The organism is Corallococcus praedator (genome assembly GCF_003612125.1).
Classification (GTDB): domain Bacteria; phylum Myxococcota; class Myxococcia; order Myxococcales; family Myxococcaceae; genus Corallococcus; species Corallococcus praedator.
Genome location: NZ_RAWI01000006.1, coordinates 62,851 through 74,514 on the forward strand (window position 1 = coordinate 62,851; position 11,664 = coordinate 74,514).

The following is an 11,664-nucleotide window of genomic DNA, read 5'->3' on the forward strand; positions in this document are numbered from 1 at the left end:
CAGCACTCCGTCACAGGGAAGGGTTGCTCTGGAGTGCGGTGTCACGTGCTCGGAAACCCGAGGGATGCACAGAAACCTGAGGGGCACTTCACGTCCAGGGCGCTACCGGGTCGTCCTGCTGGCGACGGTCCGCGAGCGCTTCGGGGAAGGGGACCGTTCGATGAGCACGGCCCGTCCATTCAGCACGCGTTCGAGTCCGAAGCAGCCCGCGCGCAGGACTCGACGCGCCCGAGCCGCCCGGTAGGGATTTCCCCAGCGCTTGAGAGGACGCACGAAGGCAGCCAGGACGTTTGCCGGATGTCAGACCGAGTGGATAGCGTGCAGTCCATGCCGGACATCCGCCTGCCTGCCGAAGCGAAGTACAAGAACGAGCTGGACGCCCTCGCGGCGCATGACGACAAGCCCCGCCCACCGGGTTGGGCGCTGTCGCCCCGCGCGGTGGAGACATACATCCTGGGAAGTCCCAAGCCCGTGGGCGGCGTGACCATCACGCCCAAGTACGTGGGCGACCGGGGCATCGTGCAGGTGTGCATCGCGACGCTGGCGTCGGACCGGGCGCTGATGCTGGTGGGTGAGCCGGGCACCGCGAAGAGCTGGCTGTCCGAACACCTCTCCGCGGCCGTCAGCGGCACGTCCGGGCTCGTCGTGCAGGGCACGGCGGGGACCAGCGAGGACCACATCAAGTACTCGTGGAACTACGCGCTGCTGCTCGCGCAGGGGCCGTCGCCGGAAGCGCTGGTGCCGTCGCCCATCCTGCGGGCCATGCGCACGGGCAAGTTCGCCCGCTTCGAGGAGGTGACGCGCACGTCGCCGGAGATCCAGGACTCGCTCATCTCCATCCTGTCGGAGAAGCAGGTGTCGGTGCCGGAGCTGGGGGAGATCACCAGCGCGCAGCGGGGCTTCAACCTCATCGCCACCGCGAACACGCGCGACCGGGGCGTCAACGAGATGAGCGCCGCGCTCAAGCGCCGCTTCAACTTCGTCACCGTGCCGGTGGTGGAGGACCTGGAGCAGGAGATTCAAATCGTCACCAAGCGCGAGGCGGAGCTGCGCACGGACTACCAGGTGGGCGTGCCCCCGCCGGAGGAGCTGTCGCGGGTGCTGCTGACGCTCTTCCAGGAGCTGCGCAAGGGCGTGACGAAGGACGGCAAGACGAAGGTGCGCACCCCGGGGGCGGTGCTGTCCACGGCGGAGGCCATCAGCGTGCTGTTCAACAGCGCCATCCTCGCGCAGCAGTTCGGCTCCGGGACGGTGACGTCGCAGGAGCTGGCGGCCTCGCTGGTGGGCGCGGTGGTGAAGGAGCAGGAAGACGACGTGAAGGCGCTGCGCGAGTACATGGAGACGGTGGCCAAGGGCCGCCCGGGTCCGTGGAAGGACCTGTACACCGCGAGCAAGAAGCTGCTGAGGGGCTGATGGACTTCGCCCTGCTCTCCCGGGTGCAGCACTTCCCGGTCCGTCACCACTCACCGCGCACCACCGCCGTGCTCCAGCGGTGGCTGGAGCGGGTGAAGCCCGACGTCGTCCTCGTGGAAGGCCCCTGCGACGCCACGGGCATGGTGGACGTGCTCTGCGACGGGCAGACCCGGCCGCCGGTGGCCATCCTGGGCTACCGCACGGACGGCACGCCGGCGTCCTCGCTGTGGCCCTTCGCCGCCTATTCGCCGGAGTACCAGGCGCTCAAATGGGCCCGGGCGAACGGCGCGCGCGTGGAGTTCATCGACATCCCGGTGGGCGTCAGCCTCGCGGTGGACCGCGACGCGCCCGGCCTGGGACTCGAAGCCGAAGCGATGGAGGGGGGCACGCCCGCGCCGGACGACACGGTGCCCCTGACGGACGCCTTCGCGCGCTCCCAGGGCTACCGCTCGTTCGAGGAGTTCTGGGAGGCGGCCTTCGAGGCGCCGGACTGGAGCCCGGAGCAGTTCCGGCCGGTGCTGCTGGCCTGGGCGGACGTCATCAACGCGGGGCCCCGGCAGGGCTACCACCGCCAGCGCGACGCCTTCATGGCGCGCAAGGTGCTGGAGGTGGTGGCGGGCGGCGTGGCCCCGGAGAAGGTGGCGGTGGTGGCGGGTGCGGCGCACATCGCGGCCTTCGTGGCCAACGACGTGGAGCCCGCGCTGGAGGCGAAGCTGCCGGCGGGCGTGCCCTGCGCGGTGACGGTGATTCCGTTCAGCTTCCCCCGGCTCGCGGAGCAGATGGGCTACGGCGCGGGCAACCGGGCGCCGCACTTCTACCAGAAGGCCCACGACGCCCACTGCGACTTCCGGCGGGCCACGCTGGAGGTGCTGCTGGACTTCGCCAGCCACCTGCGGGTGCGCGGCTTCTCCGCGTCGCTGTCGGACGTGCTGGAGGCGTACCGGCTGGCGGTGATGCTGTCGGACCTGCGCGAGAAGAGCGCGCCCGGCCTGGACGAATTGCGCGAGGCGACGGTGGCCACGCTGTGCCGGGGCGACGCGACGCACGTGGACGGCTTCCTGTGGAAGAGCGTCATCGGCCATCAGGTGGGGCAGGTGGCCAGCCGCATCGGGCAGAACTCGCTGCAGGCGGAGTTCTGGCGCGAGGTGGGCGAGCGGCGGCTGCCGCGCACGGACAGCCCGGAGACGTTCGCGCTGCGGCTCAACAACGAGGTGGAGGTGGGCTCCTCCGTGTTCCTCCACCGGCTGCGCGTGGCGGGGATTCCGTACGCGACGCTGTCGGGCACGGGCACGGGCTCGCGTTCTCAAGCGACGGAGGCGGGGGGCTACGCGGCGCTGACGCGGGTGCGTGAGTCCTGGCAGGCGCAGTGGACGCCGTCCACGGACGTGGCGCTGGTGGAGAAGATCGTCCTGGGGGACTCGCTGGAGGGCGTGACGACGCGCGTGCTCCAGGAGCGGCTGAACCTGGCGAAGACGACGGCCGAGGCGGCGGACGTGCTGCTGGAGTCCGTCATCACCGGCTGTCCCCAGACGGTGGCGTCCGCGCTCCGGGCCTGTGACGCGCACGCGGCCACGGACGCGGACCTGCCCTCGCTGGCGTCGGCGGCGCGGGCGCTGTCGGGGCTGATGGCCTACGGCACTTCGCGGGCGCACTCGGAGGTGGGGGACGAGGCGGTGGCGTCGCTGGGCGAGAAGACCTTCGGCCGGGCGCTGTTGCGCGTGCGCGAGGCCAGCGCTTGCGACGCGGAGGCGGTGCCCAGGGTGCTGGAGGCGCTGCGCACGCTGCACGAGGTGGCGCTGTCCCAGCCGCGCGCGGACAAGGCGGGCTGGTACGTGGAGGCGCGGGGGCTGATGGAGAGCCACGCGGTGCACCCGGCGACGTCGGGGCTCGCGACGGGCCTGCTGTACCTGGCGCGGGAGCTGCCCGAGTCCGACGTGGCGCTGGAGGTGGGGCGCCGGCTGTCGCTGGCGGTGGAGCCGGCGGACGCGGCGGCGTACCTGGAGGGCTTCCTCCAGGTGAACGCGCTGGTGCTGGTGAAGAGCCGGGAGGTGGTGAAGGCGCTGGACGACTTCCTCTGCGGCGTGGAGCCGGAGCGCTTTGTGCAGACGCTGCCGGTGCTCAGACGGGCGCTGGGCACGCTGGGCGCCACGGAGCGGCGCTACCTGATGGAGAACGTGATGGGCGTGCGGCAGTTGAAGGACAAGGGCCGCGCGGTGAAGGCGGTGCTGGAGCAGAAGGACAAGGAGACGTTGAAGGACATGAGCGCGGAGCTGGGCAAGGCGCTCGATGACCTGGACGACCTGCTATGAGCGTGGACCCCAAGGACCTGGAACCGAAGGACCGCGACGCGCTCTTGCGCTGGCGGCTGGCGCTGGGCCCGGAGGCGGAGAAGACGGGGTCGTGTCCGTCGCTGGGCGGGCTGGGTGGCGGCGCGACCGCGCTGGGCCTGGAAGGCGGGGACCTGGAGGAGCTGGATGACACGCTCTCCTTCGTCTACGGCGAGAAGTCCGCGGGGAGGGGCGGCTCCAAGCCCTACCTGCCCAAGTGGTTGGGCTCGCTGCGCGACTTCTTCAAGGACGACGTCATCGCGCTGGTGCAGAAGGACGCCATCGAGCGCAAGGGGCTCACGCAGCTGCTCTTCGAGCCGGAGACGCTGCCGTTCCTGGACAAGAACGTGGAGCTGGTGACGACGCTGGTCAGCGCGCGCGGGCTCATCCCCGACCAAGCCAAGGACCTGGCGCGCGGCATCATCCGCGAGGTGGTGGAGGACCTGAAGAAGAAGCTGGAGTCCCCCCTGCGCACGGCGGTGCTGGGCGCGCTGCGGCGCGACCGCACGAGCCCCATCCCCATCGCGCGGAACATCGACTGGCGGCGGACCATCCGCTCCAACCTGAAGGGCTGGGACGCGGAGAAGAAGCGGCTCATCCCGGAGCGCTTCTACTTCTGGCCCAACCAGCGCCGTCACCACGAGTGGGACGTGACGCTGGTGGTGGACCAGTCCGGCTCCATGGCGGAGAGCGTGGTGTACAGCTCCGTGATGGCGGCCATCTTCGCGTCGCTGGACGTGCTGCGCACCAGCCTGGTCCTGTTCGACACGGAGATCGCGGACATGACGCCGGTGCTGGCGGACCCCGTGGAGGTGCTCTTCTCCGCGCAGCTGGGTGGCGGCACGGACATCAACCGGGCGGTGGCCTACGCGCAGGAGCACTACGTGCGCCGGCCGGAGAAGACGCTCTTCATCCTCATCACCGACCTGTACGAGGGCGGCAACGCGGAGGAGCTGGTGGCACGGCTGCGGCAGCTGGTGGACTCGCGCGCCCGGGTGCTGTGCCTGCTGGCGCTGTCGGACAGCGGCCGGCCTTCGTATGACCATGCGATGGCGGAGCAGCTCACCGCGCTGGGGATTCCGTGCTTCGGGTGCACGCCCCGGAAGCTGGTGGACGTGGTGGAGCGGGTGATGCGCAACCAGGACCTGACGCCGCTCATCGCGTCCACGAACAAGGAGGACCGTCATGGCTGACGTGCGGCCCGTGATTGGAATGGGAGCGCTGCTGGAGATCATCAGCGACAAGGCGGAGCTGCAGAAGGGCGCGGCGATGCTCGACGGCAAGCTGCTCGCGAACCTGTCCCGCTACGAGAACCGGCTGTTCGCGGACGCGGCGGGCTCCGGGGCGACGCCCTACAAGGTCTCACTGGTGTTTGGCGAGGCGCGCTCGGATGTGAAGGGGCGCTGCTCGTGCATGGCGGCGCGCTCGCGCCCGTTCTGCAAACACGCGGCGGCGCTGCTGGTGGCGTGGTCCCGCGTGCCGGAGGCCTTCGTGACGGCGGAGTCGGCCCCGGTGGCACCGGGCGGCACTGGCACGAAGAAGAGCGTGAAGAAGGGCAAGGCGGAGACCGGCGAGCTGATGAAGGCGGGCGTGGCGCAGGTGAACACGCTGGTGCGGGAGCTGGGCCTGTCGGGCGTGGCGTCGCTGGGGGCCGAGCGGCCCGATCAGGTGCGCGCGCTGGGCGAAGCGCTCCGGGCCAACGGCCTGCGGCGGCTGTCAGCGCGGGCGGTGGAGCTGGCGGGCCTGCTGGACGCGGCCGTGGCGCGCACGGGGACCTTCGAGGCACCGGCGTTCACGGACCTGGTGGCGGACATGCTGCTCACGGCGCGCAAGGTGGAGAAGCACCTGGGCGGCGACGCGCTGGAGCCCCGCCACGTCGAGGAGCTGATTGGCAGGACGTGGACGAAGAAGGACCGCGCGCCGGTGACGGGGCTGACGCTGGTGGAGTACGCGTTCTCCTCGCGCGTCACGCCGGACCGGTTCCTCATCCGCGAGAGCCGCTTCGTGGATCTGGTGTCGGGCGGGCACTACAGCGAGAAGCAGATCCTCCCCGCGACGCTCAAGACGGTGGCGCCCAAGAAGAGCCACGCGGGCTACGTGCTCCAGGGCGCGAAGGGCGGGCAGTACCCGGGCTTCGCGCCGCACCGGCTGGACCTGGAGGAGTGGACGGGCGGCTCGCCGGTGGACCGCGAGCCCCTGAAGCGGCTGCTGGAGGTGGCGCTGCCGGACGTGAGCGCGGCGATGGCGGCCTTCCAGGAGCACCGCAAGGACGTGTTCGCGCCGGACCTGCTGCCGGTGGCGGTGCGGGTGGAGACGCTCCTGGCCAGCGGTTCCCGCTCGCAGTTCGTGGATGGCGCGGGCCGGGCGCTCTTCCTGCCCGCGGATGCGTCGCTGGAGGAGCCGCTGTCCGCGGCGCTGGAGGGCTCCAGGCTGCTGGCGGTGCTGGGCGACGTGGGCCTGGAGGCGGCGCTGCCCACGCTGTTCCCTTCGGCCGTGGTGGTGGAGACGCCGGAGGGCCTGGGGCTGCGCGCGCTGGGGCGGGCGGAGGATGCGCCCGTGCTGTCCCGGCGGCGGGGCCGGGTCCGGCCTCCCGTGACGCCCAGCGCCCTGCCTCGCAGTGGCTGGTCGGAGGCGGCCCGGGCGGCGGGGGCCTCGCGGGCGGCCATCGCGCTGGCGGAGGTGCGGGACGAGCTGGCGGACGCCTTCGCCAGTGGGCTCGCGGCGGTGGGGACGCGGACGGTGGAGCCGCTGGTGGCGCGGCTGCGGGAGCTGGGCCTGGAGAAGCCCGGGGCGCTGCTGGAGGCGCTGGCGCAGCGGCCGGACCCGGGCGAGCGGCTGGACGACTTCATCAAGGTCTACCAGGTGCTGGGCATCGCGCTGGTGCGACTGTCCGGCGCGGTGCAGGTGGAGGTCTCCGCGCTGGAGTCCGTGCCCACGCACCCGAGCATCCACGTGCAGCGCCCGGAGGTGGCGCTGTCACCGGGTGAGGCGATGGTGCGCCGCGCGCGCGGGGAGTTGACGCGCTACGAGGCGGCGGCGCACGCGGCGCGCTACTACGCCAGCCTGGGCGTGGACGCGCTGATGCGGGACTGCTACCCGACGTGGAGCGACGGGGCGGCGAGCGCCTTCGTGGCGCGGGTGGTGGCGACGCGAGGCGAGGCCGCGCTGGAGGCCGTGAAGGGCGCGCTGGCCGAGCACCACAGCCGCATGGTGCGCCGCACGGCCCTGCGCACCCTGGGTGCGATGGGAGGACAGCAGGCGAGGCGCGAGCTGGATGCGATGACGCGGAGTGGCCACGACGCGGGCCTGCGCCTCTTCGCCAGGGAGACCCTGGAGGACGTGCGCGCCCGGGAGGCGGGCGAGGTGGCGGTGGCGGAGCTGATGCGCGTCCGCCGCGAGAAGGTGCAGCCGCTGGCGCAGGCGGCGCTGTCCGAGTCGACGAAGGAGGCGCGCGCGGCGGCGGTGGACAAGCTGGCGGACCACGGCGCGGTCGCGATGCCCGTGCTGCGTCAGGTGCTGTACGGGGACCCCTCGCGCGAGGTGCGGCGGGACGCGGCGCAGGCGCTGGCGCGGATGGGGGACTCGGAGGTCATCGACCGGTTCGTCAACATGGTGCAGGCGCGCAGCGGGAACGACGACGAGGCGAAGACCGCCGTGTACGCGCTGGGCATGTTGGGGGACGTGCGGGGCGCGGAGGCCCTGCTCGCGGCGTTCGCGGACGGGTGGAAGCCCGGCGTCGTCGCGGAGTCCATGCGCACGTTGGGGCTGGCCCTCCTGCAGCCCGCGCTGGCCCTGGCGGAAGCGCGCCCGGAGGTGCTGGAGCGGCAGGCCCTGCGCGGCCTCTTCGAGACCTTCCCCACGGTCCCCCTGGCGAAGGAGCTGCTCGCGCGCGTGGAGGCGTCGCTCGACCACCCGGACCTCGTGGACCGGGCGGGCGTGTACTTGAAGCTGGCCGCGCAGAACCCGGCGGCCGGCAAGCAGGTGGCCGCGCGCCTCCTGGAGCTTCCCGCCGTCTCCGGGGACAAGACCCTGGTCCGGCTGGCGAAGAAGGTGCTGGGGTGAAGTCCGGGCCCGCCGCCGCCTTCCTCGCGGCGGTGGGCCTTCGGAGGCTGGAGCGGTTCGCGGATCAGCTCGACATGCTGGCGGTGAGGTCGATGCTGGTGGGCGTCGCCGGGACGGGGAACGGCTTGCCGGAGGCCCCGCTGAAGTCGAGCGTGTCGAGGTTGACGGAGTACACGCAGGGGTTGCCGTAGAAGCGCACGGAGAAGGTCCGGGCGGTGAGGTCCTTCACGACGGCCCACTGCGTGTAGTCGACGGCGTCCTTGCCCTGCTTGTCCACGGAGCGGCTGGTGCCCAGCGGGATGTCCACGGTGTTCAGGAGGTGGAAGGCCAGGGTGTTGGCATCCGCGGAGGACGCCACGGGCTGCGCGTACTGCTTGAGGTAGGTCGCGCGCACGAACCGCGCGGGGGGCGTCGAATCACCCGGCAGCCCGCGCATGCCGCTGCCGTGGCCGGCGGGGGAGAACGACTGGAGGCCCAGCTCCGTGGGCTTCGCGTCCCAGGGGGACAGGTTCGCGTAGTTGCCCAGGTTCTCCAGCTGCTGGGGGAACGGCGGGTTGTTGGTACAGACGCCGACGGGGTTGTCGTAGATGTTGAGCTGCCCGTTGGTGCACTCCACGACGACGCTGTTGCCCGCGGCGTCGTGGATGGGGAAGTGCAGGGGCAGCAACTTCGCGAGCAGGTCGCCTTCCCACACCTGCACGTTCCCGCGGGTCAGCGCGGCCTTCACGTCCGCGACGGTCGCGCAGGTGCCGAGCGCCCAGTTGACGAAGTCCACCAGCGCCAGGGCCTGCGCCGGCTGGGTGACGGCCGGGTACGTGGAGCCCGGCAGCCAGAGGGCGCCCACGGACAGGCCCTCCGTGTTCATGCCATCCACGATGATGGCGTCGGAGAGGGCGGTGAGGCCGACAAACCCATACGTGGACGTCCACTTCAGGCCGGTCTTGAGGCCCGGGGCCTTCGACTGGAAGGGCGTGCCCTTGGCGTGGACCATGATCTGGGATTTGAGATCGACGCCGAACTCCATGCTGCGGCCGTTGACCGCGAAGTTCGTGGAGATGCGCGAGTCGGTGCCGGTGATCAGGAAGTCAGTGCACATGGGCGTTCCTCAATCCGTGGAGGACCGTTGCTCCCTGGACGCTGGGAGTGTTCCACGGTGTCCGGACCCTTCTGCACGCCGCGCACCAACACCCCGGGGCACCGATTCCCGATGAATTCCAGGGCATTGGCGAAAGGCACACCGGGCGGCGCTCCAGGCTGCGTTCCCGTGGAAGGCCGCCGCGTCCTGCTCCGACGCGGAAGCGGCCTGCCTCTTTGTGACAGGAGGCTTGCGGGCTATGGAGGACGGAGGATGACGGACCCTACGCCCCCAGCGCCCGGCCCGCGACGCGATGATTCGCTGGAGGACTTCGAGCTGCCGTTCTTCCAGTGGATCGCGATCCAGCTCCAGGGGCTGGTCATCGCGGTCATCGTGCGCGCCACCGACCTGCTGCTCCTCTTGTGGCGTCCCAGCCTGTTGCGGCCGTACCTGGGACTCTGGTGGCAGCGGCTGGTGCTCACCCCGTACAGCGCGCGGCGCACCTTCGAGATGGTCCGGGCGCTCCAGTCCACCGGCCAGTCCTTCCGCGAGCTCATCTACGGGGAGACGCCGCTCTTGACGGCGCTGCTCTTCCTGAAGCGCGCGGGCGTGGGTCCCCAGAGCCGGGTGGTGGACCTGGGCGCGGGGCGGGGCCGGGTGCTCATCGCCGCGCGGTGGCTGAAGGCCCGGTCGCATGGCGTGGAGCTCATCGCGGACCACGTGAAGCGCGTGGCGCCCTGGCTTACGCCCGCGGGCATCACCCTCACCGTGGGGGACATGACCCGCGAGCCGCTGACGGACGCCACGCACATCTTCACCAACTGGGTGGCCTTCACGCCGGAGACGAAGGCCCGGCTGGTGGAACACCTGCGCACGTGCCAGCCCGGGACGCGCATCATCACGGTGACGCGGCCCATCGAGGCAAAGGATTTCACGGGCCACACGTCCCGCTGGATGCTCTTCACCTGGGGCCCTGAAAAGGTCTGGGTTCAGGAGTACCGCCCGGAAATTTCAATCCCAAGCGGAAAACAAGCTTGATGTCAGACGGTGCTTCTAGGGTGCCTGCCTTCACCCGGAGTCGTATCTGAAAGGCTGACACCATGCATCGTCTGTCGAAGTGCCGTGGCCTCCTTGCCTCCGCAGTCTTCGCGGTGTTGATGGGGGGCGTGCCGGCCCAGGCGGAGTCGCCCGGGGCGGGCGCCTCGGCGGATCCCACGGACAACGGGGGTTCGCAGGCGTTCGCGGCCCAGGCGGAGATCGCGAGGGTGCTCGCGTACTGGACGCCAGAGCGCATGGCGGCGGCGGTGCCCGCGGATGTGCCGACGACGTCCGGCAAGGCGCCCATCAGCCTGCGGCAGGTGCCGGAGGACAAGCAGGTGGGGCGCGTGGATGGCGCGGAGCCGCGCGGTGGCGTGCCCATGATGGCGGCGGACATCCACTCGATGAGCGGCCGGGTGTTCTACACGGGCGACCAGGGCGGGAACTTCTCCTGTTCGGGCAGCACGGTGAACAGCAATGGCAAGCGGTTGGTCTTCACCGCGGGCCACTGCGTGCACGGCGGTGGGGCGGGGCGCGGCTGGCACACCAACTGGGTGTTCGTGCCCGCGTACCACGCGGGGTCGCCGTACGGCACGTGGACGGCGTACCAGTTGTGGACGAAGAACGGATGGATCAACAGCGCGGACCGCGCCTATGACGTGGCGGCGGCGGTGATGAACCCGCTCAACGGCGTGCGCATCGTGGACGCGGTGGGTGGCCAGGGCATCAAGTGGGGCATCGGCTACGGCCAGACCATCTACCAGTTCGGCTATCCCGCCCACGCGCCCTACAACGGCTCGCAGCTGTACTATTGCTCGGGCGCGACGTGGAACGAGGGCGGCTTCCCCACCATCAGCTGCTCCATGACGGGTGGCGCCAGCGGCGGTCCGTGGCTGGAGAGCTATGGCCAGCAGTTCTGGGCGTACCTGTACTCGGTGAACAGCTGGCAGTTCTGGAACCCGGATCCCAGCCACGTCTACAAGTGGCAGGGCCCGTACTTCAGCTACGACACGGCCGGCAGCCTGTTCGACCTCGTCAAGGACATGTGACGCACGGCGGGCGGCGTCAGGTGCGCCAGTAGCGGCGCACCTGGGCGTCCGTCCGTTCTTCCTGCGCGAAGCGGTGCATCAGGGGCTCCGCCATGGCTTCGGGGACGCGCAGTTGGGCCAGCAGTGCGCGGACCTCGAACTTGCGCGTGAGTCCCAGCAGGGCCTCACGCTCGGCCAGGGTGAGGCCCGGGTGCCAGCAGTCCACGATGAGCACCACGCGGCGCTCCTGGCCCCGGTTCCACGTCTCATGTTCGAACGAGTCATGGAAGGTGAGCACGCGGCCCTGTTCCCAGTGCCGCGACTCGGAGCCCACGCGGATGCCGCAGCCCTCGGGAACCTTGAGCCCCAGGTGCAGCCGCATCCGGAAGCCGTCCCAGCTGCAGTGCGGCGTCAGCGTGGTGCCCGGCGCGTGCGAGGAGAACAGCACGTCCGCCAGCGGGAACGCGGTGCACTCGCCATCCAGGGAGAGCACGGCCTCCGCGGTCTCCTCCATGGCGAGCTTCGGCCAGACGAGGCGGTCCAGGCGTTCGCCCGCGAAGTACACGGGGTGCACCGACCAGCGGCCCGTGCCGACGATGCCGGAGTCGTAGTGCAGCAGGTCCGCGTCCTCCAGCCGGGCGAGGTCGCGCTGCACCGCCGCGAGGCAGCCTTCCAGTGCCTTCGCCACGGGCGGGGGCGGGTCGCGCCAGGGCCGCTCCTC

At 71.1% G+C, this 11,664-nt stretch carries 8 protein-coding genes; 6 read left to right on the top strand and 2 right to left on the bottom strand.

Features of this window, described 5'->3' with window-relative positions:
- Positions 1–327 precede the first annotated feature (327 nt).
- The 4 genes from D7Y13_RS01815 to D7Y13_RS01830 are packed head-to-tail and all read left to right on the top strand — an operon-like array spanning position 328 to position 7,802.
- Positions 328–1,413: an ATP-binding protein gene (locus D7Y13_RS01815; protein ID WP_120531544.1), complete on the top strand. Its 1,086-nt coding sequence runs from the start codon at positions 328–330 to the stop codon at positions 1,411–1,413.
- Positions 1,413–3,722, top strand: a complete 2,310-nt coding sequence (locus tag D7Y13_RS01820) for a DUF5682 family protein (protein WP_120531545.1) — start codon at positions 1,413–1,415, stop codon at positions 3,720–3,722. Before D7Y13_RS01815 ends, D7Y13_RS01820 begins: the two co-directional genes overlap by 1 nt.
- Entirely contained in the window at positions 3,719–4,933 is a 1,215-nt protein-coding gene (locus D7Y13_RS01825; protein ID WP_120531546.1) for a VWA domain-containing protein, read from the top strand. Before D7Y13_RS01820 ends, D7Y13_RS01825 begins: the two co-directional genes overlap by 4 nt.
- Entirely contained in the window at positions 4,926–7,802 is a 2,877-nt protein-coding gene (locus D7Y13_RS01830) for a HEAT repeat domain-containing protein (protein WP_120581969.1), read from the top strand. Before D7Y13_RS01825 ends, D7Y13_RS01830 begins: the two co-directional genes overlap by 8 nt.
- Positions 7,803–7,866: 64 nt before the next feature.
- Here the strand turns inward: D7Y13_RS01830 and D7Y13_RS01835 are convergent, their stop codons facing one another.
- The gene (locus tag D7Y13_RS01835; RefSeq protein ID WP_120581968.1) at positions 7,867–8,898 is read right to left on the bottom strand and encodes a linear amide C-N hydrolase; all 1,032 of its coding nucleotides are present in this window, start codon (positions 8,896–8,898) and stop codon (positions 7,867–7,869) included.
- 252 nt (positions 8,899–9,150) lie between these two features.
- Between D7Y13_RS01835 and D7Y13_RS01840 the strand changes: the two genes are divergently transcribed.
- Entirely contained in the window at positions 9,151–9,915 is a 765-nt protein-coding gene (locus D7Y13_RS01840; RefSeq protein WP_233595237.1) for a class I SAM-dependent methyltransferase, read from the top strand.
- A 62-nt stretch (positions 9,916–9,977) separates the two neighbouring features.
- On the top strand, positions 9,978–10,964 hold the full coding sequence (locus D7Y13_RS01845; RefSeq protein WP_147444135.1) for a trypsin-like serine peptidase: 987 nt from the start codon (positions 9,978–9,980) through the stop codon (positions 10,962–10,964).
- A gap of 16 nt (positions 10,965–10,980) precedes the next feature.
- Here the strand turns inward: D7Y13_RS01845 and D7Y13_RS01850 are convergent.
- On the bottom strand, positions 10,981–11,664 hold a 684-nt coding region (locus D7Y13_RS01850; protein ID WP_147452416.1), incomplete at its 5' end, for an aspartyl/asparaginyl beta-hydroxylase domain-containing protein.

Coding starts and splice junctions, on each gene's coding strand:
- D7Y13_RS01815 (WP_120531544.1), top strand. CDS start 328: ATGCCGGACATCCGCCTGCCTGCCGAAGCGAAGTACAAGAACGAGCTG.
- D7Y13_RS01820 (WP_120531545.1), top strand. CDS start 1,413: ATGGACTTCGCCCTGCTCTCCCGGGTGCAGCACTTCCCGGTCCGTCAC.
- D7Y13_RS01825 (WP_120531546.1), top strand. CDS start 3,719: ATGAGCGTGGACCCCAAGGACCTGGAACCGAAGGACCGCGACGCGCTC.
- D7Y13_RS01830 (WP_120581969.1), top strand. CDS start 4,926: ATGGCTGACGTGCGGCCCGTGATTGGAATGGGAGCGCTGCTGGAGATC.
- D7Y13_RS01835 (WP_120581968.1), bottom strand. CDS start 8,898: ATGTGCACTGACTTCCTGATCACCGGCACCGACTCGCGCATCTCCACG.
- D7Y13_RS01840 (WP_233595237.1), top strand. CDS start 9,151: ATGACGGACCCTACGCCCCCAGCGCCCGGCCCGCGACGCGATGATTCG.
- D7Y13_RS01845 (WP_147444135.1), top strand. CDS start 9,978: ATGCATCGTCTGTCGAAGTGCCGTGGCCTCCTTGCCTCCGCAGTCTTC.